Here is a 23,189-nt window from a genome sequence, read left to right as displayed (position 1 = left end):
TTCCTCCTCACTTGTCCAGGTTCTTGCCAACGGCGCGCATCAGGAAGAAGGCGACGATGTTGGCCAGGATGACCGCGATGATGCCGCCGGCCGAAGCGCCGCCGACGTCGTAGCCAAGAAGTGCAGTGCGGTAGATCAGGAACGGCAGGTTGGTCGAGGCGTAGCCCGGACCGCCATTGGTGGTGACCAGGATCTCCGCATAGACGCCGAGCAGGAAGATGGTCTGGATCAGGATGACCACTGTTACTGCGCGCGAAATATGCGGGACAGTCAGATAGATGAAGCGGCTGACGAAGCCCGCGCCGTCCATCTCGGCGGCTTCCTTCTGCTCGCCGTCGAGCGACTGCAGCGCGGTGAGCAGGATCAGCGTGGCGAAGGGCAGCCACTGCCAGGCGACGATGATGATGATCGAAAACAGCGGGTACTGCGCGAACCAGTCGACCGGCTGGGCGCCAAAGAACTTGGCGATGTCGGCGAACACGCCGTAGCCGGGGTGCATGATCATGTTCTTCCACACCAGTGCCGCAACCGGAGGCATGACGAAGAACGGCGAGATCACCAGGATGCGGACGATGCCCTGGCCGAACATCGGCTGGTCGAGCAGCAGCGCCAGCGCGATGCCGCCTATGACCGTGATCAGCAGCACGCCGACGACCAGCACCAGCGTGTTCCAGATCGACTGGAAGAAGGCCGGGTCGGTGTAGAAGAACTTGTAGTTGAACAGCCCGGCGAAGCTGACATTGCCCGGATTGAGCAGGTTGTAGTTCTGGAACGAGAACCACAGGGTCATCGCCAGCGGCACGATCATCCAGATGAAGAGCAGGATCACCGAGGGCGCCATCATGAAGCGCGCCAGCGTACTGGTCTGTCGAGTAGCCATGGCGGTCACCCCGCGTTCGAGCAGATGAGGTTTCAGGCCTGAAAGGGGCCGTCCGGACTGGGAGACCGGACGGCCAGGCAGGGAGGATCTGCCTATTTGATGTAGCCGGCGCGGGTCATCTCGCGCACCGAGGCAGTCTGAGCCGCGGCCAGTGCATCATCGACGCTCGACTGGCCGGCAAGTGCCGCCGAGAAGAGCTGGCCGACGGTCGTGCCCAATCCCTGGAACTCGGGGATGGCGACGAACTGCACGCCGACATAAGGCACTGGCTTGACGGTGGGCTTGGTCGGGTCGGCCGAGTTGATCGAGTCCAGCGTCATCTTGGCGAAGGGCGCGGCCTTCTGATACTCGGGGTTGTTGTAGAGCGAGGTGCGCGTGCCGGGCGGCACGTTGGCCCAGCCTTCCTTCGAGGCGACGAGGTCGAGGTAACCCTTGCCCGTCGCCCAGGCGACGAACTTCTGCGCAGCTTCGGCCTTCTGGGTGCCGGCGGGAATGCCGAGCGACCATGCCCACAGCCAGTTGCCACGCTTGCCGAGGCCGGTGTCAGGCGCCAGCGCATAACCGACCTTGTCGGCAACGGTGGAGTCCTTCGGGTTCGACACGAAGGACGCCGCGACGGTGGCGTCGATCCACATGCCGCACTTGCCCTGCTGGAACAGCGCCAGGTTCTCGTTGAAGCCGTTGGAGGAGGCGCCGGACGGGCCGGCATCCTTCATCAGGTCGACATAGAACTGCAGCGTCTTTTTCCATTCCGGCTGATCGAACTGCGGCTGCCACTTCTCATCGAACCAGCGCGCGCCGAAGGAGTTCGACATGGCGGTCAGGAAGGCCATGTTCTCGCCCCAGCCGGCCTTGCCGCGCAGGCAGATGCCGTTGATCTCGGCGGCACGGTCGGTCATCTTGCGGGCGGCGTCGGCGATGAAGTCCCAGGTCGGCGCGTCGGGCATGGTGAGCCCGGCCTTTTCCATCAGGTCCTTGCGGTACATGACAAACGAGCTCTCGCCGTAGAATGGCGCGGCGTAGAGCTTGCCGTCCGCCGAAAGGCCACCGGCAATGGCCGGGATGATGTCGGCGGCGTCATAGTCGGCGCCGAGATTGTCGAGCGGCAGCAGCCACTGCTGCTTGGCCCAGATCGGCACCTCGTAGGTGCCGATAGTCATGACATCGTACTGGCCACCCTTGGTGGCGATGTCGGTGGTGACGCGCTCACGCAGCACGTTCTCTTCGAGCGTCACCCATTCGAGCTGGATATCGGGGTTCTTGGTGGTGAAATCGTCCGTCAGCTTCTGCATGCGGACCATATCGCCATTGTTGACGGTGGCGATGGTGATGGTCTCGGCATGAGCGGCAAACGCGAGCGCGCTCGCTCCGCACAGGCCCAGAAAGAGCGTGTTCAGTTTCATCAATTCCTCCCAAAAGCCAAAGTGAGCATTTGCCTCGGCTGTGGGCAATTATTCATCTGACGTGATTTATGTCAAGCAGGAATCTCGGCGCGCGCAGACGGGGCCTGCCGGAGAGCCGGCGAGACCTTGGTTCTGAATGTGAGAATCCGAGGGCGCGTGCGCCAGCGCCTACGCAGCAGTCGACAGCTTGCCGAAGCTTTGCTTCAACCGGCCAGAAGCGCGGCCGCGGTACGTTCGTCGGTGATCAGTCCGTTGACGAGACGCCGGGTGACGGCGGCCAGAATGCCGGGCAGCTTGCGCTCGCCCATGGCAAGCGCGACCACCAGCGAGCGTTCGCGCGACGGCAAAGGGGCGGAGGCGACGCGGTCGTTGGTGATGCCCTCGATCAGCTTGCCGTCCCGGTCGAAGGCCCAGCCGACGATTTCGCCGACGGCACCTGCCTTCTGCAGCGCCTTGAGTTCAGCTTCGGTGATGAAGCCGTCCTCGTAGAGCGGCGCCTGCGGACCCATGTCGCCGACGCCGACAAAGGTAACGTCGGCCTGGGCGGCGAGCGCCAGAGTCGGCTGGATCAGCGGCTGGCTATGCAGCATGCGCCGCTCCTCCGACGACGAGGCAATTGCCGGCAAAGGCATGGGAAAGCTGCGCGCCTTGATGGTGTCGGCCATGGTGAAGATGACGTTGTAGAACGCCGCCGAACCATCGGGCGAAATGTTGCCGGTCAGCGAAACCACCTTGTGGTGCGGACACTCCATCGGCGGCAGCTGCTCGATTGCCGCCTTGAGCGTGCGGCCAGTACCGATCGCCATGACGATCGGTTCGGCCGAACGCAGCCACTTCTCGATCTCGGCAGCGGCGGCCTGGGCGATACCGATCGTCGTCGAAGACGAATCCGGATCGCTGGGCGTGACCTCGACGAGGTCGAGTGCGAAGCGCGAGCGCAACCGGGCGGCAAGGTCGAGGCAGCTCGCGATCGGGTGGTCGACGCGCACCTTGATCAGGCCCTCGGACATGGCGAGCGACACCAGCCGCTGCGCGGTCTGGCGCGAGACCCCGAGCTTCGTTGCGATCTGGTCCTGAGTATTTCCGGCGACATAATAAAGCCAGCCCGCTCGGGCGGCCTCGTCGAGCCTTGGGGTTTCCTGCCGGGAACTCATGCGTCACGCCTCATGCTTGATCCCGGCAGTTTCGCAGGGTTTTCGAAAATGCGCAATTGCTCGCAATGGCGTCAATTGCTCGCATCCCTGCTTGAGCTTCTGGCGCCCCTGTACGGAGCGCCAGTGCTAGACGTCAGCTTGCCGTCGTGGTGTCGACGACTTCGAAGTCATGGGTCAGCACGGCCGACTTGGCGAGCATGGCCGAGGCCGAACAGTATTTCTCGATCGACAGGCTGACGGCGCGCTCGACCTTGGCTGGCGCAAGACCCCGCCCCTTGACCACGAAATGCATGTGGATGCGGGTGAACACCTTGGGATCGGTCTCGGCGCGGTCGGCATCGAGTTCGACGGTGCAATCCTCGATCGCCTCGCGGCCCTTCTCCAGGATGTGGACGACATCGTAAGCCGAGCAGCCGCCGGCGCCGATCAGCATCAGCTCCATCGGGCTCGGGCCTGGCGTCTGGCCGCCCGGCTCCTTGGATGTTCCGAGAACGATCTTGTGCCCGCTGCCGGACTCGCCAACGAAGGTGCGATCCTCAACCCATTTGATGCGTGCCTTCATGACAGCCATCCTTCCATGCAAAATGTTCCGCCCATGCGGTCAGCGTTCATAGCCGGGCGCGGGCCAAAGCGTCGAGTACCCGCCGTTCCGCGCATGGGTTTTTGAGCCAGAAAAATTGCCGCGGCGGCCGGCGCGAAACTTGTCGCTTGCGGCAGCCGTGTGTTCCACAGGATGCATCCCGATGCAGCCGAAAGTTGAGGGCAAAGCCGTGTCGCAGGCCCGTGAAATCAGGTGCAGGCCACGGCAAATCGAAGGCCGCGCCGCGCCACAATTCCATGCATGCAAACTAAATCTTCAATCACGAGATTCTGTGCGGAACTTTGATTGTTCAGGGAAGTTGAGATGAAGGCAAAAGGTCGAAGTGGTGTTACACTCCCACCGACTTCGGCATTGTGAGGGTGCCATGCAAACACGTGAATCCGACGTCTTCAATCTCTTCTCGGAAATATACGGAAGTCAGACCACCGAGGAGATGAGCCTACAGCAATATCTGCTCGCCTGCCGCGACCAGCCAGCGATGTACGCGACTGCGGCTGAGCGAATGGTGGACGCCATCGGCGCCCCCACCCTGATCGACACCAGCGCGGACGCCCGCCTCGGGCGCATCTTTGCCAACCGAACAATCAAGCTTTATCCGGCATTTGCCGAATTCTACGGCATGGAAGACACCATCGAGCGCATCGTTGGGTACTTCCGCTATGCCGCCCAGGGGCTTGAGGAGCGCAAGCAGATTCTCTACCTGCTCGGCCCCGTCGGCGGCGGCAAGTCGTCGCTCGCCGAGCGACTGAAGAAGCTGATGGAAGAGCGGCCGATCTACACGCTCAAGATCGGCGGCCAGCTCAGCCCGGTTTTCGAATCACCCCTTGGCCTGTTCCATCCCGAGCGCATGGCCGACCTGCTCGAAGACAAATATGGCATCGCCCGGCGCCGGCTAACCGGCCTGATCTCGCCTTGGGCTGCCAAGCGGCTCGAAGAAATCAACGGCGACGTTTCGAAGTTCAGTGTCGTCAAGCTGATGCCGTCGCGGCTGCGCCAAATCGGCATAGCCAAGACCGAGCCCGGCGACGAAAACAACCAGGACGTGTCGGCGCTCGTCGGCAAGGTCGACATCCGCAAGCTGGAAAATTTCAGCCAGGCCGATCCCGACGCTTACTCCTACAGCGGCGGACTGAACCGAACGACGCAAGGGCTTCTCGAATTCGTCGAAATGTTCAAGGCGCCGATCAAGGTGCTGCACCCACTGCTGACGGCTACCCAGGAAAGCAACTACAACGGCACCGAGAGCTTTGGCGCCTTCCCTTATCAGGGCATCGTTCTTGCGCACTCCAACGAGTCGGAATGGCTGCAGTTCAAGAGCAACCGCAACAACGAAGCGTTCCTCGACCGCATCCTGGTGGTCAAGGTGCCCTATTGCCTGCGCGTCACCGAAGAACGGCAGATCTATGAGAAGCTGCTGCGCGAAAGCGAACTGGTGAGCAATCCCTGCGCGCCCGAGGTGCTCGACATATTGAGCCGCTTCACCGTGTCGACACGGCTCGCCGAACACGAGAACTCGCCGCTCTACACCAAGATGCGTGTCTATGACGGCGAGAACCTCAAGGACGTCGATCCCAAGGCCAAGTCGATGCAGGAATATCGCGACGCCGCCGGTGTCGACGAGGGCATGAACGGCGTCAGCACGCGCTTTGCCTTCAAGGTGCTGTCGGAGACGTTCAACTACGACACCAAGGAGATCGCCGCCGACCCGGTGCACCTGATGTACGTGCTTGAACAGGCGATCAAGCGCGAGCAGTTCCCGGGCGAGATCGAATCCTCCTATCTGGATTTCATCAAGTCGGAGATCGCCAGCCGCTACGCCGAGTTCATCGGCCACGAGATCCAGAAGGCCTATCTCGAATCCTACAGCGAATATGGCCAGAACCTGTTCGACCGCTATATCGCTTATGCCGATGCCTGGATCGAGGACCAGGACTACAAGGACCCCGATACCGGCCAGATCCTCAATCGCGGCATTCTCGACTCCGAGCTGTCGCAGATCGAGAAGCCGGCCGGTATCGCCAACCCGAAGGACTTCCGCAACGAGGTGGTGAAATTTACGCTGCGGGCGCGCGCCAAGAACAATGGCCGCAACCCGTCGTGGACCAGCTACGAGAAGCTGCGCGAGGTGATCGAGAAGCGGATGTTCGGTCAGGTCGAGGACCTGCTGCCGGTGATCAGCTTCGGTGCCAAGCGCGACAGCACCACCGAGAAGCAGCATGCCGAATTCGTCGAGCGCATGACCGAGCGCGGCTACACGCAGCGCCAGGTCCGGCGGCTTGTCGACTGGTACATGCGGGTCAACAAGGCAGGCTGACCGGGAGCGAGCGGGGACCCACATGCCGAACTTCATCGATCGGCGCCTCAATCCCAAGGACAAGAGCCTTGGCAACAGGCAGCGTTTTTTGAGGCGCGCCCGGGACGAGTTGAAACGGGCGATCAACGAACGGGTCAGGTCGGGCAAGATCGACACGGCGGACCAGGACCAGCTCATTCCGATCCCGCGCAAGGGCATCGGCGAGCCGACCTTCCAACGCGCACCACATTCGGGCCGCCGGGAGGAGGTCCTGCCCGGCAACAAGACCTTCGGCACCGGCGACCGCATCCCGCGACCGGCGGCGGGCAGCGGCAAGGGCTCCGACCCGTCGTCGTCGGGCGATGGCGAAGACGATTTCCAGTTCGCCCTGTCGCGCGAAGAAGTGCTCGACCTGTTCTTTGAAGACCTCGAGCTGCCCGACCTTGTGAAGCTCAACCTCAAGGAAGTGGTGACGTTCCGGCCGCGCCGGGCCGGGTTCACCATGAGCGGCAACCCGACCAGCATCAGCGTCGGGCGCACCATGTTCAACAGCTTTGGGCGGCGCATCGCGCTGAGAAGGCCGAAACAATCCGAGATCGACGCGGCTGCGGCGGAACTGCTCAAGCTGGAGGGTGAGAGGCGGCCGAGCGCCGCCACCCAGCAACGTATCGCAGCCCTGCGCGAGGAAATTGCAATGCTCGCGCGGCGTCGAAAGCTGATCCCCTACATCGACCCCCTCGACATCCGCTTCAACCGTTTCGAGCCGCAGCCGGTGCCCAATGCCAATGCGGTGATGTTCTGCCTGATGGACGTTTCAGGCTCGATGGGCGAGCGCGAGAAGGATCTCGCCAAGCGCTTCTTCGTGCTCCTCCATTTGTTCCTCAAGCGGCGTTACGCCAAGACCGACATCGTCTTCATCCGCCACACGCACGAGGCTTCGGAGGTCGACGAGGACACTTTCTTCTACAGCACCCAAAGCGGCGGCACGGTCGTTTCCACTGCACTGGAGGAGATGCTGCGGGTCGTCCGCGAACGCTACCCTGCCAAGGAATGGAACATCTACGCCGCACAGGCTTCCGACGGCGACAACATCCCCAACGATTCCGAGCGCTGCGTTTCGATCCTCGACAAGACGCTGATGCGGCTCTGCCAGTACTATGCCTATGTCGAGATCATCGACGAACGCGAAAGCGAGATGTTCCGACATGCCGACAACGGCACCTCGCTGTGGAACGCCTATCGCGAGGTCAGCGCCGAATGGCCGAACTTCGAAATGACGCGCATCGCCAAGCCGTCCGACATCTATCCCGTCTTTCATGAGTTGTTCGCCAAGGCGCCAGCGCCGGCAAAACGCGGATGAGGATGCAAGTTGGAAAAGCGCTCAAAAACGTCGCCGCTGCTGTTTACGAGTTCCGACTGGAACTTTGACGACCTTTCGCGCGCCTATGACGCGATCAAGGAGATCGCCGTCGACGAGCTTCGCCTCGACTTCTATCCCAACCAGATCGAAGTGATTTCATCTCAGCAGATGCTCGACGCCTACTCGTCAATCGGTATGCCGCTGATGTACCAGCACTGGTCTTTCGGCAAGCATTTCGTCCACGAGTCGAACCTCTACCGCAAGGGGCGCATGGGGCTCGCCTATGAGCTGGTGATCAATTCCAACCCCTGCATCACCTATCTCATGGAAGAAAACACCATGGCGCTGCAGACGCTTGTCATCGCGCACGCGTCGTTCGGCCACAACCATTTCTTCAAGAACAACTACCTGTTCCAGCAATGGACCGATGCGGGCGCCATCCTCGCCTATATGGAGTTCGCCAAGAGCTATATCGCCCGCTGCGAGGAAAGGTACGGCCCGACTGCCGTGGAAGCCGTGCTTGACGCGGCACACGCACTGATGCCGCAAGCCGTGTTTCGCTATCGCCGGCGGCCCAGGCTGTCGGTCGAAAGGGAGCAGGCGCGCATCCGCGAGCGGCTGGAACACGAGGAGCGCACGTTCAGCGACCTGTGGCGGACGCTGCCGCAGTCGGCCGAAGCCGGAGTGCCGCGCGAGGCCGAGACCGACATTTCCGAGCGCCAGACGGCCATCGAATATCCGGAAGAAAATCTGCTCTACTTCCTGGAAAAATACAGCCCCGTGCTCAAGGCCTGGCAAAGGGAGATCCTGCGCATCGTCCGCGTCATTGCCCAGTATTTCTACCCGCAGCGCCAGACCAAGGTGATGAACGAAGGCTGTGCCACCTTCGTGCACTACACGATCATGAACCGCCTGTTCGACAAGGGCCAGATCAGCGAAGGCACGATGCTGGAGGTGCTGCAGAACCATTCCAACGTGGTGTTCCAACCCACCTTCGACGACCCGCGCTACGGCGGCCTCAATCCCTACACGCTCGGCTTCAACATGATGCGCGACATCCAGCGCATCTGCACGCAACCGACCGCTGAAGACCGCGACTGGTTCCCGGATTTCGCCGGCAATGGCGACTGGTGCGGCACCCTGCTCGACGCCTGGGCGACGCACCGCGACGAGTCCTTCATCCGCCAGTTCCTGAGCCCAGCGCTGATCCGCGACATGCGGCTGTTCTCACTGCAGGAAGAAGCCTCCGACCCGTACTACGAGGTCACGGCGATCCATGACGAGCGCGGCTATGAGCGGGTACGCTCGCGGCTCGCCGACAACTACGACGTCGGGGTGACGCAGCCCGACATCCAGGCGGTCGACGCCGACCTCAAGGGCGACCGCAAGCTGCGTATCAAGCACACAGTTCACCATGGCACGACACTGGTGGAAGAGACCCGCAACGAGACGCTGCGCTACATCCAGCGGCTCTGGGGGCACGAGGTCAGCATGGTCGGCATCGACGGCACGACCGACAAGACACTCTACGAAGTCTCGACCAAGGAGTTGGGCGAGAAGGCTTGAGCCTCTCACGAGCTGTATTGTCTTTACGCAATTCCGGACGGAAAACCGCTGCGCACTTTTCCTGGAATTGTTCTAGGCCAGCGCCGCCATCATCTTGCGCACGATCCCGGCGTCGGTGTGCTTTGGCCGCGCTGCGACAAAGCCGAGTTCCAGCGCCTTGCCAGCGGGCGCGTCGACGGCCAACGAGCAGGACGAGTGGATCTCGCGCAGCGGCAGCCGCGCCCTGATCGCGCCGACCGTGTCGAGATTGACGCCCGATCCCGGCATGATGACGATGCGGCCGCGCGCGTGATCGAAGCACGCGGCCAGGGCGTCGAGCCCCTTCAGCGCCGTGGTTTCGCCGCCCGAGGTCAGGATACGCTCGAAGCCGAGTTCGATGGCGAGGTCGACCGCAGGCGCAAAGTCCGGCCCAGCAAGGTCGAAGGCGCGATGCAGCGTCATGCCGAGCCCTTTTGAATGGACTGCCAGCCGCGAAAGCACATCGCGGTCCAGCGTCCCGTCCGGCCTGTTGGCACCGAGCACGACACCCGCCAGGCCGGCGGCGCGCACGGCGTCGATATCGGCCAGCAAGGTTGCAACATCCGCGTCGTCGAAGACAAAATCGCCGGGCCGCGTGCGGATCATCGCATAGACCGGGATCGGCGCCTTGGCGGCAAGCGCCATCAGGCCGGGCGACGGCGTGAGACCACCGGTTTCGAGCGCAGTGCACAGTTCGATCCGGTCGGCGCCACCTTCAATCGCAGCGGCCAGGCTTTGCGGGCTGTCGAGGCACACTTCGAGCAGGATTTTCTCAGACACGGGTCAACTCCTGGAAACCGAGGGCAGCGGCGCCGAGCAGGCCCGGCTCGGTGGTGAGTGCGGCCTTGACCAGCAGCGGGCTTTGCGAGCGCCGAAGGGTGCGGCCACGCACTTCATCGTCGAGAGCAGCGATCAGTTCGGGCACGTTGGACAGACCGCCACCGACGGGAACGACTGAGGCGCCGATGATGTTCATCGTCAGCGCCAATGGCACGCCGACAAGTTCGAGATAGACCTCCATCGTGCGGCGCGCCTTCGGCTCGCCTTCGCGCCAGCGGTCGATGACATCGGTGCTCGACAGCGCCTCCGCGCACAGGAAATGGTGCAGCTTCTCGACCCCGCGGGCGCCGCCGATGGTGTCGACGCAGCCGGCCTGGCCGCAGCCGCAGGCGAAATGCGGGATCTCGACCGGCGGCGTGCCGACCCTGGTGGCCAGCGCCTGGCCATGGCCCCACTCGCCGGCATAGCCGCCAGCTCCCGTGACGAGGCGCCCGTCTATGACCAGCCCGCCACCGACGCCTGTTCCCAGGATGATGCCGAAGACATTGCGATGGCCGCGCCCTGCCCCTTCAGTCGCCTCGGCCATGGCGAAACAGTCGGCATCGTTGGCGATCCAGACCGGCAGGCCGATTTCAGCCTCGAGATCGGCAGCAATGATGCGACCGTCAATGCAAGGGATGTTGGCGCATTTCAGGCTGCCGGTCGCAGGGTCAACGACGCCGGCGATCGAAATGGAAACGCCCCGGGTGCGATCGCGGTCCATCGCCACGCGTTCGGCGATGACGGCGGCGAAGGCATCGAAATCGTCCAGCGGGGTTTTGACCCGGTCGATGATCTCGATTTCGCCGGCCGAACGCGCACGGGCGCTTTTTATCGTTGAACCGCCAATGTCGAAGCAGGTAAGCATGAAATCAGTTCCCAGATGGATCAATGCTGCGGAACGACCGGCCACGGCGCCCGAATTTCAAGACGACAACTCGCAAAGGCACTTATGGACAGTTCGCGCAAACGACGCACCTCGCCGACCATCGCCGATGTCGCCGAGCTGGCCGGCGTGTCGCGCGCGATCGCCTCGCGGGCGCTGTCGAGCGAAAGCCGACCCGTTTCCGCCGACAAGCGCGCGCGCGTGCTTGAAGCAGCAGACAAGCTCGGCTTCAAGCCCAATCTTCTGGCCCGCAGCCTGACCACCAAGACGGTCAACCTGATCGCGGTGATCGTCAACCACATCCACGACTTCTCCGACCTCGACCTGTTCGATCTCCTGATCAGCGACATCCAGTCGATCGGCAAGCAGGTGATCTTCCTGCGCGTCGGCTCGGTCGAGCGTATCGAGGAATTCCTGCGCAACGGTGTTGCCTACCACGTCGATGCGGCACTGGTGTTTTCCGACTTCGCCGACGCTGAAAGCGTGCGCAAGATGTTCCGCAGCGACGACGTTTTGATGCTCAACGGCATGCATGACGGCTCGTCTCCTTCAGTGGTGCCCAACGAGGCGATCGGCATCGCCGAGGCTGTCGCCGACGCGGCCAGCAAGGGTGTCGCAACCGCAGCGCTGGTAACGGGACGCGTATCCTCACCGGTCGAGCAGCAGCGCATCGCCAACTACAAGGCCGAGATGGCAAAGCGCGGCATCCGACTGGTTGCGGAACTGCGCGGCGACTACTCCTACCAGAGCGGCCGCGGCGTTGCGCAGTCGCCTGAATGGCCAACGACCGACGCGGTGTTCTGCACCTCCGATGCCATGGCCATGGGGATCATGGACGTCCACCGCGACGCCTTTCCCGGCAACAGGCCAGAGCGCTTCCGCCTCTACGGCTTCGACAATTTGTCGCTGACGGACTTCGAGGCCTATCCGATCTCGTCGATCGGCTACGACAAGAAGACCTATGTCAGCGAGATCCTGCGTTTCCTGGCGACACCCGAGCAGTTCGGCAATGGGCAGGCCGAGGTGACTGTGCCGACCTTCTTCGTGCCGCGCGCGACGTCGTAAGGCGCTGTTGGTGCGTCCTTCGAGGCTCGCCCGCCGAACGACTTTGCCCTGTTTGCTACGCACTGCGGGCTCGCACCTCAGGATGAGGACCGTTGGTGTCGCCCATGCCTGTCGGGCGAAGCCGTAGGATGAAGCGAGAACTTCCAGCTGATTTTTGGAAAAAACGTTCAGGATAAGGTCGAGCTGACCCAACGGTCCTCATCCTGAGGTGCGAGCCCGCAATGGGTTGCAAACAGGGCAAAGTCGTTCGGCGGGCGAGCCTCGAAGGACGCACCACCTACCCCTCCCCCTTAAGGAGAGGGGCTCGGCGGCAGTAATTACCAGAGCGGGGTCAAAGCCGGCGGGTTGGCGGTCTCGCCCCACCACTTCTTGTAGTTGGCCTGGTAAGCGCCGCTCTGGATGTAGTCGGATACGAACATGTCGATCCAGCGCACGAAGCCCTCGTCGCCCTTGGCGACAGCGATGCCGATCGGGTCGTTGGAGTGCAGGCCCGGCAGCGTCACCAGGTTCTCGTTCTTGGTGGCGAGATAGTCGAGCAGCGAGGAGTCCTCGATCGCCGCGTCGACACGCTTCTGCTGCAGCAGCAGAACGCCCTCAGGCGAGAAGTTGTCGGTGTAGACGAGCTCGGCCTGGGGTGCCGCCTTCTTGATGAAAGTCTCGCCCGTCGAGCCGCGGCCGACGACGATCTTCTTGCCGGCAAGACCTTCGAGCGAAGTGATGCCGGCGTCCTTCTGGACGATGATGCGCAGGCCGGCGCGATTGTAGGGGATCGAGAAATCGACCGACTTGGCGCGCTCGAGCGTCGCGGAGGTGTTGGCAACAGCGATGTCGATCTGGCCGGAGACCAGCATCGAGATGCGGGCGTCGCCCGACACGTCGACGAATTCGACCGGCACGCCGAGCTTTTCGGCAAGCATGGTGGCGACGTCGACATCATAGCCGACAGGGTTGTTCTGGGCGTCGCGGAAGCCGATCGGCTCGCCGCCGAGCGACACGCCAATACGCACGGTGCCGCGCTCGCGGATCTCGTCGATCTTGCCGGCCTGGGCAGCGCCCGTGGCCGCGAGGCCGATGGCCAGCGCCATGCCGGCCAGTTTCGTCATAAGCTTCTTCATTTTCCCTCTCCCTCGGGTTGCTAGGATGTGAACGGTTCGGCGAAGCGATGCTCCGGTTCGGGCAAATCGGTGTCCCAGAACCAGTATTTGATCTGCTCTTCGCAATTCAGGCTGACGACCTTGTGGTTGCCCTTGGCGTCGAGCGCATGGATGACGACGCCGGCCAGGAAGCCGCTTTTCAGCTCGCGCAGCTCTTCGATGGCAAGCGCGATGGCCGCGTCGAGCGAATAACCCAGCCGCATGGCGAGCACGATGGTGCGCGCGGTGCCGCAGCGCATGGTCATCTCGCCGGTATGGGTGCAAGCGGCAGCGCCGAAGCGGCTGTCGGCGTAGAAGCCGGCGCCGGGGATCGGCGAGTCGCCGAGACGGCCGGGATACTTCCAGGCCCAGCCCGACGTCGAGGTCACGACGTTGAGGCCGCCAAGGCTGTCCTGCGACAGGAACACGGTGGTGTCGCGCACGCGTTCGGGATCGGTGATGGTGCGGCTGAGCGGGGCGAGCGCGATGTCGGGGAATTTGGCCAGCTCTTCCGGCGACAGCTCCTTTTCCAGCCGCTGCCACCAGACACGCTTGCTCTCTTCATAAAGCGTCTCGTCATGGGGAAAGCCGATCTCGGTGGCAAAACGGCGGGCGCCGTCGCCGGTCAGCATGACATGCGGCAGACGCTTCATCACTTCATGCGCAAGGGCGGCGACCGGGATGGTGTCAGGCACCGCACCCACCGAGCCGACTTCACGCGTCGTGCCGTCCATGACGCCGGCGTCGAATTCCATGCGGCCGAGCATGTTCGGCCAGCCGCCGAAGCCGACCGAGCGGACCTTGACCTCGCGCTCGACCTCGCCGATGCCGGCGACCATGGCGTCGATGCCGTGGCTGCCACCCTTCAGAAGTTCGACGCTCTTGGAGAAGCCGGGCCAGGCCTCGGAATTGGCAAGCAGGATCATTTCAGTCTTTACGCATCTTGGAGAGGAACTGGGCCACGCGCGGCAGGGCCATGCCCGTGGCGGAGAAGAATTCTTCGGTCGGCAGGTCGGCGATGAGCTGGCCCTTGTCGAGGAAGGCGATGCGCGAGGAGATGGAGCGCGCGAACTCGATCTCGTGGGTGACGAACACCATCGTCGTGCCGGTCTTGGCGAGAGCGGCCAGGATCGACAACACCTCAGACGTCATCTCGGGATCGAGCGCGCTGGTGACCTCGTCGAGCAGCAGATAGCTCGGCTTCATGGCGAGCGCCCGGCAGATGCCGACGCGCTGGCGCTGGCCGCCTGACAGCTGCGAGGGATAGGCGTCGGCGCGTTCGGTCAGCCCGACCGAGTGCAGCAGCTCGCGTGCCTCGGCCTCGGCCTGCTTGCGCGGCACCTTCAGCACCTCGATCGGGGCCAGCGCCACGTTCTGCACCGCAGTCATGTGCGGGTAAAGGTTGAACAGCTGGAACACCGTGCCCGAGCGCTTGCGCGCCTCGCTCAACTCGCGCGGCTTGGAGACGTCGAAGCCGTCGACCGTGATCTTGCCGGCGTCGATCTTCTCCAGCCCGTTGATGCAGCGGATGAGCGTCGACTTGCCCGAGCCGGACGAGCCGAGCACGGAGACAACCTCGCCCTGGCGGATCTCGAGGTCGATGCCATTGAGCACTGTGGCGGCGCCGAAGGATTTGCGCAGGCCGGTGATGCTGATCATTTACAGACCCTTCCAGGCGGTATGGGCGCGAAGCCGCTTCTCGAAGCGCGCGCCGGCATAGGTCACCAGCTTGGCGGTGAGGTAGTAGAGCAAGCCTACGGCAGTCCAGACGAGGAACGGCTTGAGCGTGCGCAGGTTGAGGATATTGCCGACCTTGGTCAGGTCCATGACGCCGATCACAGAGATCAGCGAGGTGACCTGCAGCTGGTTGACCAGCAGGCCGGTCAGCGGCCCGATGGCGAAGGCGGTCGCCTGTGGCGCGATCACCCGGCGCAGGATCTGCCAGCGGGTAAGACCAAAGACACGCGCCGCCTCGATCTGGTCGCGGCCGACGGATTCGATGGCCGAGACGGCGATGACATAGATGAAGGCGGCACTGTTGCCGGACAGCGTGATGAGGGCGGCTTCGGTCGGCGTGACATTGATTTTCAGGAATGCCGGCAGGCCGAAGAAGACCAAAAACAGCTGCACCAGCACCGGCGAGTTCTTGAGCAGCTCGGCGACAAAGGTGACGGCCTGCATCAGCACCGGCACGCGGTAGAAGCGGATCACCGCCCAGGCCGTGCCGATGACGAGGCCGATCAGCGTGGTCGAGACAAACAAAGCCAGCGAAACGCCAAGGCCTTGCAGCAAAAGCACAATGTCGAACGGCGTGAAGTCCCCGTAGCGCATCAGACGGCCCCCTCTTCCTGGTGACGGTTGAGGTAGCGGTGGAGCATGCCGATCAGGATCGACACGGAATAGGTCAGCGCGGCGTAGGCGACAAGCAGGACGAAGTAGACCTCGAACGGGCGGAACGTGTTCGAAGCGACGATCTTGGCTGAGCCGGTCAGCTCGTTGAGCGTGATCGTCGACAGGATCGACGACGTCAGGATCAGGTTGATGAAGACCGAGCCCAATGGTCTCACCGAGGCGCGCAGGGCAATCGGCAGAATGATCTTGCGGAAGATGGTGATCTTCCTGAGCCCGCTGACCTGCGCTGCCTCGATGACGCCCGGGTCGATTGCCAGGATGCCCGAGCGGATGACGTCAGAAGTGAAAGCGCCGCCGGCGATCGAAAGGGCGACGACACCGGTGGTGAAGGCGTCGATGTAGATGCCGATCTCGGGCAGCCCGTAATAGAAGAAGAACAGCTGCACGATGAAGGGGATGTTGCGGAAAATGTCGATGTAGATCGCAGCCAGCCGGTTGAGCAGCGGCGAGGCTGAGGTGCGCATCGCACCAACAACGAGACCGAGCACCAGCGAACCGATCACGGCAAGCGCGCAGGCCTGCAGCGTCAGCCACGCCCCTTCCAGCAGGAAGGGGATATGCTTGGCGAGGATCGACAGGTCGAACTTCAAGCGGCACGTTCCCGGAAAGTGAAACCGGTTTCACTCTGCAAAACGGCCAAGGCGATGTCAACGCCTGGAACGGCCATGCGATCAGTTTTTCAAGGAAAGAACATCCACAGCTGCGCGCCGGCGACAGGCATTGGACGGCAAGCCGCCAGCAGCCGATTGTCTAAAGCTTTATGTGTTTCCGTTACAATTTGTTAAGCGCTTCGCCTCGATTGCGGCAAATGGTCATTTTAGCAACCGCTCATTAACCGACACACGTCATCCTTTTTCCACGCATCGGGGACTACCACTGTGAAAAGTATCGTCGCGCTGATCGCGCTATCGGCGTCATTTGCCTGTACGCTTGCTGCCCAGGCCGGAACGACAATGGAGACCAAGGGCAAGGCCTTCGCGCCGCCCGCATTCGCCTCGTTCTGCGGCCGTGAACCGGGCCTGTGCAGCACTTCAGGCGGCAGCAAGGTCGTTGCCTTGCACGCCGACCTCAAGTCCGAGCTCAAGCAGGTCAACCGCGCGGTCAACTCGCGCATCAAGGAACGCAACGACACGGGCGATGACTGGCGCGTGCCCGTTTCATCAGGCGATTGCGAGGATTTCGCGATCCTGAAGAAGCGCGAATTGCTGAAGCGTGGCTGGCCGGCCTCGGCGCTGCTGCTGACGGTGGCGCGCTATCGTGGCCAGGGTCACACGGTGCTCACCGTGCGCACCAGCGAAGGCGACCTGATCCTCGACAACCTGACCAGTTCGGTCCGCGACTGGTCGAGCACGCCCTACAGCTATTTCGCCCGCCAGGCGCAGGGCAATGGCAGAAGCTGGGAACGGATTGGCACCGCCAAGCCGATCCTGTCGACTGCTGTCGGCGGCTGACGCCCTCTCCCGAACTCAGCTTCGGCGTTCAAGCAGGATGGTCGGCTCACCGTGATAGGTGGTTCGACCAACCTCGCGATAGCCGTTCTTCTCGGCGACACGTAGCGACGCACCGTTGGCCGGATCGATGATGCAGACGGTGTGGCCGGCAAAGCGGCTGTCGGCCCAGCGCACGAACGCCGCCACCGCCTCGCTGGCAATGCCCTTGCCGTGCATATCGGCGACAAAGCCCCAGCCCGCCTCCGGGATGCCTTCGATCGAAGGTGTGATTTCGCGCTTGAGATCGTGGAAGCCGCCCTCGCCGATGAAGCGGCCCGTCGCCTTTTCCTCGATCGCCCAGAAGCCGTAGCCGATCAGCGACCATGATCCGGCATGGCGCAGGAAGCGCTGCCAGCTTTCCTCGCGCGTCCGCGGCTTGGCGATGAAGCGGGTGACGACCGGATCGGCCCACATTCCGGCATAGGCCTCGAAATCGTCGAGCCGATGCGGCCGCAGCACTGTGCGCTCGGTCTCGATGACAGGAATGTCGGCAAGGGAAAAGGCGGCCATCGAGATGCTCCGTGAAAGATGGACGCCGGTCTAGCACAGATGACCGCCGAGGCAGCAGGCCAGAACATGGTGACGCTGTCCGCCAGCGCGCTGCCTTCTTTGTGGATCGTGCTTCCCGCTTTCGAGAGCATGTTCTAGCCGTGCCAGGCCATCCGCATGTAGACGCCGCCGCGCTCGAGTTCGTCGAGCATCTGGTCGAGCCGCTTGCGGCGCGTCGTTTCGAGCTTGGCTTGGCTGATCCAGCCGAGATAATCGTTGCGCTGGTAGTCCGGCCGCGCCTCATAGGCCTCGATCAGGCCGCACGAGACAAGCTCGCCACGGATCCAGTCAGGCATCGAGTTGATTTGTCGTGTCAGCGCCATGGCCGGAAACGTGTGTTCTTCCCGTCCCACCGTCAATTCGGCAAGTAGCCGTCAGCTGACATTTCCTGCCAGCTTGCTCCGTCATATGCGTGCTCAAGGTCCGTTGCTAAGGTGCCCCGGTCGAGTCGTATCGCGAGGGACCGATGACTGACCTTATCCTGACTATCGTCCACCACCTTCTGGCATTCGCGCTCGCGGGCGTCATCGGCGCCGAGGCAATATTGGTGCGTCCCGGGCTTGGCCGGCGCAATCTCGCCTTGCTTGGCCGCATCGACGCGACTTATGGCGGGCTCGCCGCACTTTTGGTGATCATCGGTGCGTCGCGCGTCTATTTCGGGCTGAAGGGCTGGGAGTTCTACGTCTACAACCCGACCTTCTGGGCCAAGATGGTGGCCTTCGCTGCCGTCGGGCTGCTGTCGATCGGACCGACGATCCGCATCGCGCGCTGGCGTTCGGCTGGCGGCGGTGAGGCTTACGTCGTTCCGGACGCCGAGATCGCCAGGGTGCGCACCTTCCTCAAGGCCGAAATCGCCGTCTTCGCGCTGATCCCGATCCTTGCCGCGGCCATGGCGCGCGGCTACTGAGCCGCCACTTCCGCTTCCGCGACCTCGATCGGATCGATGTCGTCCAAAGGCACCAGCGGGGCTGGTTCGCTGGTGGATTTTTCCGGCGACTTGCAGATATCGGCGATGACGCAGCGCCAGCAATCGGGTTTGCGCGCCTTGCAGACATAGCGGCCATGCAGGATCAGCCAGTGATGGGCGTGGCGCATGAACTCGTCGGGGATGATCTTCACCAACGTGGCTTCGACCTGTTCGGGCGTCTTGCCCGGGGCGAGCCCGATCCGGTTGCCGATGCGCAATATGTGGGTGTCGACGGCCATAGTGTGCTGGCCGAAAGCCATGTTGAGCACGACATTGGCGGTCTTGCGCCCGACGCCCGGCAGTTCGACGAGCTGGTCGCGATCGTCGGGCACCTCGCCGCCATGGTCACGAATCAGCGCTTCCGACAGCGCGATCACGTTCTTTGCCTTGTTGCGCCACAGGCCGATGGTGCGGATGTGCTGGCCGACAGTCTCCTCGCCCAACGCCAGCATCTTTTCGGGCGTGTCGGCGATGGCAAACAGCGCGCGTGTCGCCTTGTTCACGCCGATATCGGTCGCCTGCGCCGAAAGCACCACCGCTACCAGCAGCGTGAAGGCGTTGACGTGTTCGAGTTCGCCCTTGGGCTCCGGCCGCTGGACCGAGAAGCGACGGAAAATCTCGCGCACTTCGGCCGCCGAGTAGAGCGAACGGCGGCGCGTTGTACGCGGCTTGGCGCCGGCGGCCGACGTGCGACCTTTGGGCGAGTCCGTCGGCTTATCTTTAGGCTTGGGGTTTTTCATCGCCTCTCTATAATTAGTCGTCATGAGCGAGACAAACGCCAGTTTTGTTGCCGACGAGCCATTCTTCAAGGCTCTTCTTTTGCCGCACCGCTCGCTCGGTCGCACCGGCTTCATGATCCTGATGGGCGCGCTGACATTCGGCTGGATCGTCACCGGGATCATCTTCCTGAGCCAGGGCGCCTGGCCGATCTTCGGTTTCCTCGGCCTCGACGTGGTTGCCCTTTATGTCGCCTTCCGGCTCAACTATCGCGCCGCACGCGCCCGCGAGGAGGTCAGCGTCTCCCGCACCAGCCTGGATATCCTGAAGACGGCTCCGTCAGGCAAATCGCAGAGGTATCATTTCAACCCGTTCTGGGCCCGCTTCGCGGTCTCCCGCCACGAAGAGATCGGTATCACCGGCATGGCAGTCGAGACACGCGACACAAGCGTTCCGATCGGCAGCTTCCTCAATCCCGACGACCGCGAGAGCTTTGCCACGGCCTTTTCACGGGCCCTTGCAACCGCAAGGAGCAGATGAGCAGGAATCGGGTGGGAAATACCCACAGCCCACGCGATATTGGCGTCCAAGGAGATCAAGCCATGAACGCCCAGACGCAGACGAAACCCATCGCCACGCTGCAGCACGACATCACCCCGACCGGCTCCGAGTACGAGACCGTGCGCCGGGTGATCGAGAAGATCAGCCTCGACTATCGCGACCAGCCGTCGCTCGAGACCCTGGCCGATGAAGTCGGCGAGACCCCGACCAGCCTGCAGAAGCTGTTCAGCCGTTGGGCCGGCCTGTCGCCAAAAGCCTTCCTGCAGGCGGTGACACTCGACCACGCCCGCAAATTGCTCGATGACGGCCTGCCGCTGCTCGAAACCTCGTTCGAGGTCGGCATGTCCGGGCCGGGCCGCCTGCACGACCTGTTCGTCACCCACGAGGCGATGTCGCCGGGCGACTACAAGACGCGAGGTGCCGGGCTCACCATCCGTTACGGCTTCCACATCTCGCCCTTCGGCGTGGCACTGGTGATGGTCACCGACCGTGGTCTCGCCGGGCTGTCGTTCAACGACGCCGGAGAAGAGCGTGCCGCTTTCGCCGACATGTCGGGCCGCTGGCCGAATGCCACCTATGTCGAGGACATGAGTGCTACGGCACCTTATGCCGCGCATATCTTCGATCCGACCCGTTGGCGCCAGGACCAGCCCTTGCGGGTTGTGATGATCGGCTCCGACTTCCAGGTGCGGGTGTGGGAAGCGCTGCTCAAGATCCCGATGGGCCGCGCTTGCAGCTACTCGGCAATCGCCTCGGAAGTCGGATCGCCCAAGGCTAGCCGTGCCGTGGGTGCAGCCGTCGGCGCCAACCCGCTGTCGTTTGTCGTCCCCTGCCACCGGGCGCTCGGCAAGTCGGGCGCGCTGACCGGCTATCACTGGGGCCTGACGCGCAAGCGGGCTATTCTGGGCTGGGAGGCGGGACAACTGACCGCTGCGGACGCGAAAACAGCCGCGGCCCGAACAGGTTGATGCACAATCCGACGATGACAAGACTGGAAGCGACGAGCTTCCAGTCTTGTAGCGGCTCGCCAAGCAGCACAGCCGAACCGAGGAAACCGAACACCGGCACCAGCAAGGTGAACGGCGCGACCGTCGAGACCGGATAGCGCGCCAACAGCCCGCTCCAGGCAGCGAAGCCGAACAGCGTCGAGAGATAGACGATATAGCCGATCGAACCGACCGAGGCCCAGTCCAGCCCGGTGAAGCTGCTGACGAAGTGTTCGGGGTCGAGGATCAGCGCCACGGCCAGCAAAGGCGGCAAGGCAAACAGGCTGCCCCAGACGACGAGGCCGAGCACGTTGGGTGCCGCCGCCGCGCGTTGCGATATCTGTTTCGATACAACATTGCCGCCGCCCCAGGCGGCGGCGGCCGCGATCAGCAGCAGCAAGCCGGCCATGGTCACGTCGCCACCGATATGCAGCCCAACCAGTCCGACGCCGCTGAACGCCAGCGCTGCGCCGGCCAGTTGCCAGGGCGTCGGCCGCTCGCCAAGCAGGATCATCGACAGGCCGATGGTGAAGAACACCTGCAGTTGCAGGATCAACGACGACAGCCCGGCGCTCATGCCGATCTTCATGCCGGTGAACAGAAAGCCGAACTGCAGCGCAAAGATCAGCAAACCGTATGTGGCGATCATCGATAGCGGCACGTTCGGGCGCTTGATGAAAAACACCCAAGGGAAGGCAGCGAGGAAGAAGCGCGCGACGCCGAGTGCCAGCGGCGATACCTGCTTCAGGCCGATCTTGATGATGGCGAAGTTGACGCCCCAGATCAGAACGATGCTCAGGGCGAGCAGCAGATGGCGCGGGCGCATGGTTCAATTTTCCTGACGCTATCGATCAAATATTTGAATTCATTGACTTTTTAGTCTACACGATGATAACCCCAAGGGAAAGACCTGCCCCTTGCGCCAACTTCGGGTTTCGTCTTTGACCACGGTTGATCGCGCTCGTTGGCAAGAAGTGCGTTGAGGCGGCTGATGGACTATTGGCTAATGCAGCGGCATGATCCGCAGATTCGGAAGGGACGACCATGCCTGCAAAATTTGAGAACACGACCAACACACCGAACCTGATCAACGTGCACATCAACGCGCTGGAGCCGGGGAACCTTATTGTTCGCCTGGAGTATGTGACCTCCCAGGAGCACATCGAGCAGGTTCGCCGTGGAGAGACCACGGCTGAGAGTGTGGAGCTTCTGATAAAGCCACACCAGGCACGAAAAATCGCCGAAGGCCTTGTTCGCCAGGCAGACCTGATCGAGGCGTCCAAGCAGGCAACTGGCGGCTCAAAGCAGTAGCACTGTCTCCTGGCTGGCCTATTGTCGAGCAAGCTCCATCTGCTGAGCTGGCTCGCAATTTTCATTTTTTTGCTCGAGCATGGAGTTGGCCAGCGCGCGCTGCTGTTGGTTCAGCCACGGCCTGACGCGGCCTAAGCTCGAATGCATGTCCTGCGCGCGACGGGCGAGATTATATCAGCCATCGATCATATTTGTTTGAAAGAGACTGCGGCGAAACCCTGACATGTTTAGTCGACGTGCATATTCTTGCTGCCGTGGATCAAAAGGGCTACGCATCTGGATCAACCGACGGACGCCGATACTTGAGGGCATGGCCACATATTTCAAGCAATTCACGTGCGCACATAAAATAATTTCATACATATACTTTCATCCGACGCAACAAACGAGATTGACACCGTGTCAAAAATCTCGAAATCACGTAGAATAAGTTATATGTACACAAACGAACTTTTGATCAGAGTTTGGTGTTAATACCAAATTAACCATACTGGATCACCGTCGCCTTCAGGACAGATGCATCTACGCGGTCCCGGAGAGCAGAATGAAATACTGCATTCTCACTACAGGGCTTGCCATCGCGGCTTGCTCGATGAGCCAGCCGGTACTTGCGGCCACGGGCAATGTCACCTTCAACGGCACGGTCGCGGCAATCTGCACGTTGGTGGTGACCAATGGCAGCGGCACGATGACCGCGAGCCCTGGCCTGCAGTCGCTGAGCTCGCACAATGCCGGCGGCTCGCCCGGCACCGTTACGATCACCACCACGGGCAATGTCGCGCTCAGCGTTGGCGCACCGACCGCGATCACCGTTCCGCCGGCTGATATCACCCCGATAACATGGTCGCCCACCTACTCGGTGGCGGGCGCGCACACCATAGCGGAAACCGGCGCCTCTTCGAACCTGTCGACCCCAGGAGTCGATACGGTCACCGTCCATCTCGCCGGCACCAAGACCGGATCCGACATCTTTGCCGCCGGCAGCTACTCGGCCACCGTCACGGTCACCTGCCAGTAG

Annotated in this window: 25 protein-coding genes; 10 read left to right on the top strand and 15 right to left on the bottom strand. The window is 62.6% G+C overall.

Going from position 1 to position 23,189, the window contains the following annotated elements; genetic code table 11:
* Nucleotides 1-7 precede the first annotated feature (7 nt).
* From J1C56_RS21415 to J1C56_RS21400, 4 genes are all read right to left on the bottom strand, one after another.
* Nucleotides 8-880 (bottom strand): carbohydrate ABC transporter permease, encoded by an 873-nt coding sequence (locus J1C56_RS21415; protein ID WP_214392086.1) that lies wholly within the window; start codon nt 878-880, stop codon nt 8-10.
* 92 nt (nt 881-972) lie between these two features.
* Nucleotides 973-2,283, bottom strand: coding sequence for an ABC transporter substrate-binding protein (locus J1C56_RS21410; RefSeq protein WP_214392085.1), 1,311 nt, complete (start codon nt 2,281-2,283; stop codon nt 973-975).
* Nucleotides 2,284-2,486: 203 nt separating this feature from the next.
* Nucleotides 2,487-3,437 (bottom strand): sugar-binding transcriptional regulator, encoded by a 951-nt coding sequence (locus tag J1C56_RS21405; RefSeq protein WP_214392084.1) that lies wholly within the window; start codon nt 3,435-3,437, stop codon nt 2,487-2,489.
* Nucleotides 3,438-3,570: 133 nt separating this feature from the next.
* Complete coding sequence (locus J1C56_RS21400) at nt 3,571-3,999, bottom strand: OsmC family protein (protein ID WP_214392083.1); 429 nt, start codon at nt 3,997-3,999, stop codon at nt 3,571-3,573.
* Between the two features lie 403 nt (nt 4,000-4,402).
* Here J1C56_RS21400 and J1C56_RS21395 point away from each other — a divergent pair, with 403 nt between their 5' ends.
* The 3 genes from J1C56_RS21395 to J1C56_RS21385 are packed head-to-tail and all read left to right on the top strand — an operon-like array spanning nt 4,403 to nt 9,257.
* Entirely contained in the window at nt 4,403-6,352 is a 1,950-nt protein-coding gene (locus J1C56_RS21395) for a PrkA family serine protein kinase (protein WP_214392082.1), read from the top strand.
* A 22-nt stretch (nt 6,353-6,374) separates the two neighbouring features.
* Complete coding sequence (locus J1C56_RS21390) at nt 6,375-7,691, top strand: YeaH/YhbH family protein (protein WP_214392081.1); 1,317 nt, start codon at nt 6,375-6,377, stop codon at nt 7,689-7,691.
* A 9-nt stretch (nt 7,692-7,700) separates the two neighbouring features.
* A complete protein-coding gene (locus J1C56_RS21385) occupies nt 7,701-9,257 on the top strand; it encodes a SpoVR family protein (protein WP_214392080.1) in 1,557 nt (518 codons plus the stop codon).
* Between the two features lie 72 nt (nt 9,258-9,329).
* Here J1C56_RS21385 and J1C56_RS21380 read toward each other — a convergent pair whose 3' ends face one another.
* Complete coding sequence (locus tag J1C56_RS21380) at nt 9,330-10,055, bottom strand: copper homeostasis protein CutC (RefSeq protein ID WP_214392079.1); 726 nt, start codon at nt 10,053-10,055, stop codon at nt 9,330-9,332.
* Nucleotides 10,048-10,962: an ROK family protein gene (locus J1C56_RS21375; protein WP_214392078.1), complete on the bottom strand. Its 915-nt coding sequence runs from the start codon at nt 10,960-10,962 to the stop codon at nt 10,048-10,050. The genes J1C56_RS21380 and J1C56_RS21375 overlap by 8 nt, the downstream gene beginning before the upstream one ends.
* An 84-nt stretch (nt 10,963-11,046) precedes the next feature.
* Here J1C56_RS21375 and J1C56_RS21370 point away from each other — a divergent pair, with 84 nt between their 5' ends.
* The gene (locus J1C56_RS21370) at nt 11,047-12,045 is read left to right on the top strand and encodes a LacI family DNA-binding transcriptional regulator (RefSeq protein ID WP_214392077.1); all 999 of its coding nucleotides are present in this window, start codon (nt 11,047-11,049) and stop codon (nt 12,043-12,045) included.
* Nucleotides 12,046-12,362: 317 nt separating this feature from the next.
* On the opposite strand, the gene J1C56_RS21365 is transcribed toward J1C56_RS21370, so the two are convergent.
* Genes J1C56_RS21365 through J1C56_RS21345 form a run of 5 tightly spaced genes read right to left on the bottom strand, consistent with a single transcriptional unit; the run spans nt 12,363 to nt 16,180 of the window.
* The gene (locus tag J1C56_RS21365) at nt 12,363-13,160 is read right to left on the bottom strand and encodes a transporter substrate-binding domain-containing protein (protein WP_214392076.1); all 798 of its coding nucleotides are present in this window, start codon (nt 13,158-13,160) and stop codon (nt 12,363-12,365) included.
* A gap of 20 nt (nt 13,161-13,180) precedes the next feature.
* Entirely contained in the window at nt 13,181-14,104 is a 924-nt protein-coding gene (locus J1C56_RS21360; protein WP_214392075.1) for an isoaspartyl peptidase/L-asparaginase, read from the bottom strand.
* A 1-nt stretch (nt 14,105) separates the two neighbouring features.
* A complete protein-coding gene (locus tag J1C56_RS21355) occupies nt 14,106-14,837 on the bottom strand; it encodes an amino acid ABC transporter ATP-binding protein (protein WP_214392074.1) in 732 nt (243 codons plus the stop codon).
* Complete coding sequence (locus J1C56_RS21350; protein ID WP_214392073.1) at nt 14,838-15,509, bottom strand: amino acid ABC transporter permease; 672 nt, start codon at nt 15,507-15,509, stop codon at nt 14,838-14,840.
* On the bottom strand, nt 15,509-16,180 hold the full coding sequence (locus tag J1C56_RS21345) for an amino acid ABC transporter permease (RefSeq protein ID WP_214392072.1): 672 nt from the start codon (nt 16,178-16,180) through the stop codon (nt 15,509-15,511). The genes J1C56_RS21350 and J1C56_RS21345 overlap by 1 nt, the downstream gene beginning before the upstream one ends.
* A gap of 288 nt (nt 16,181-16,468) precedes the next feature.
* Here J1C56_RS21345 and J1C56_RS21340 point away from each other — a divergent pair, with 288 nt between their 5' ends.
* On the top strand, nt 16,469-17,041 hold the full coding sequence (locus J1C56_RS21340) for a transglutaminase-like cysteine peptidase (protein WP_280224465.1): 573 nt from the start codon (nt 16,469-16,471) through the stop codon (nt 17,039-17,041).
* A 15-nt stretch (nt 17,042-17,056) separates the two neighbouring features.
* On the opposite strand, the gene J1C56_RS21335 is transcribed toward J1C56_RS21340, so the two are convergent.
* Together J1C56_RS21335 and J1C56_RS21330 are read right to left on the bottom strand one after the other, a co-directional pair.
* The gene (locus tag J1C56_RS21335) at nt 17,057-17,590 is read right to left on the bottom strand and encodes a GNAT family N-acetyltransferase (protein WP_214392071.1); all 534 of its coding nucleotides are present in this window, start codon (nt 17,588-17,590) and stop codon (nt 17,057-17,059) included.
* A gap of 134 nt (nt 17,591-17,724) precedes the next feature.
* On the bottom strand, nt 17,725-17,925 hold the full coding sequence (locus J1C56_RS21330; protein WP_338001482.1) for a YdeI/OmpD-associated family protein: 201 nt from the start codon (nt 17,923-17,925) through the stop codon (nt 17,725-17,727).
* A gap of 170 nt (nt 17,926-18,095) precedes the next feature.
* Here J1C56_RS21330 and J1C56_RS21325 point away from each other — a divergent pair, with 170 nt between their 5' ends.
* The gene (locus J1C56_RS21325; RefSeq protein ID WP_214392070.1) at nt 18,096-18,536 is read left to right on the top strand and encodes a DUF2214 family protein; all 441 of its coding nucleotides are present in this window, start codon (nt 18,096-18,098) and stop codon (nt 18,534-18,536) included.
* Here the strand turns inward: J1C56_RS21325 and nth are convergent.
* The gene (gene nth / locus J1C56_RS21320; RefSeq protein WP_214392069.1) at nt 18,530-19,336 is read right to left on the bottom strand and encodes an endonuclease III; all 807 of its coding nucleotides are present in this window, start codon (nt 19,334-19,336) and stop codon (nt 18,530-18,532) included. The two genes, J1C56_RS21325 and nth, sit on opposite strands and share 7 nt — an antisense overlap.
* A 22-nt stretch (nt 19,337-19,358) precedes the next feature.
* On the opposite strand from nth, the gene J1C56_RS21315 reads away from it, so the two are divergent.
* Both J1C56_RS21315 and J1C56_RS21310 read left to right on the top strand, forming a co-directional pair.
* Nucleotides 19,359-19,853, top strand: coding sequence for a DUF2244 domain-containing protein (locus J1C56_RS21315; RefSeq protein ID WP_214392068.1), 495 nt, complete (start codon nt 19,359-19,361; stop codon nt 19,851-19,853).
* A gap of 62 nt (nt 19,854-19,915) precedes the next feature.
* Entirely contained in the window at nt 19,916-20,842 is a 927-nt protein-coding gene (locus J1C56_RS21310) for a methylated-DNA--[protein]-cysteine S-methyltransferase (protein WP_214392067.1), read from the top strand.
* Here J1C56_RS21310 and J1C56_RS21305 read toward each other — a convergent pair.
* Nucleotides 20,772-21,686, bottom strand: coding sequence for an EamA family transporter (locus J1C56_RS21305; RefSeq protein WP_214392066.1), 915 nt, complete (start codon nt 21,684-21,686; stop codon nt 20,772-20,774). The two genes, J1C56_RS21310 and J1C56_RS21305, sit on opposite strands and share 71 nt — an antisense overlap.
* A 218-nt stretch (nt 21,687-21,904) precedes the next feature.
* Between J1C56_RS21305 and J1C56_RS21300 the strand changes: the two genes are divergently transcribed.
* Both J1C56_RS21300 and J1C56_RS21295 read left to right on the top strand, forming a co-directional pair.
* Entirely contained in the window at nt 21,905-22,171 is a 267-nt protein-coding gene (locus J1C56_RS21300) for a hypothetical protein (RefSeq protein ID WP_214392065.1), read from the top strand.
* Between the two features lie 544 nt (nt 22,172-22,715).
* Nucleotides 22,716-23,189 carry a hypothetical protein gene (locus J1C56_RS21295; RefSeq protein WP_214392064.1) on the top strand — a complete coding sequence of 158 codons (474 nt, stop codon included), beginning with the start codon at nt 22,716-22,718 and terminating at the stop codon, nt 23,187-23,189.

Origin of the sequence: Aminobacter anthyllidis, assembly GCF_018555685.1 — a bacterium.
GTDB classification, from domain to species: domain Bacteria; phylum Pseudomonadota; class Alphaproteobacteria; order Rhizobiales; family Rhizobiaceae; genus Aminobacter; species Aminobacter anthyllidis.
Note: the sequence above shows the minus strand (reverse complement) of the source record. Positions and strands in the feature narration are given on the sequence as shown.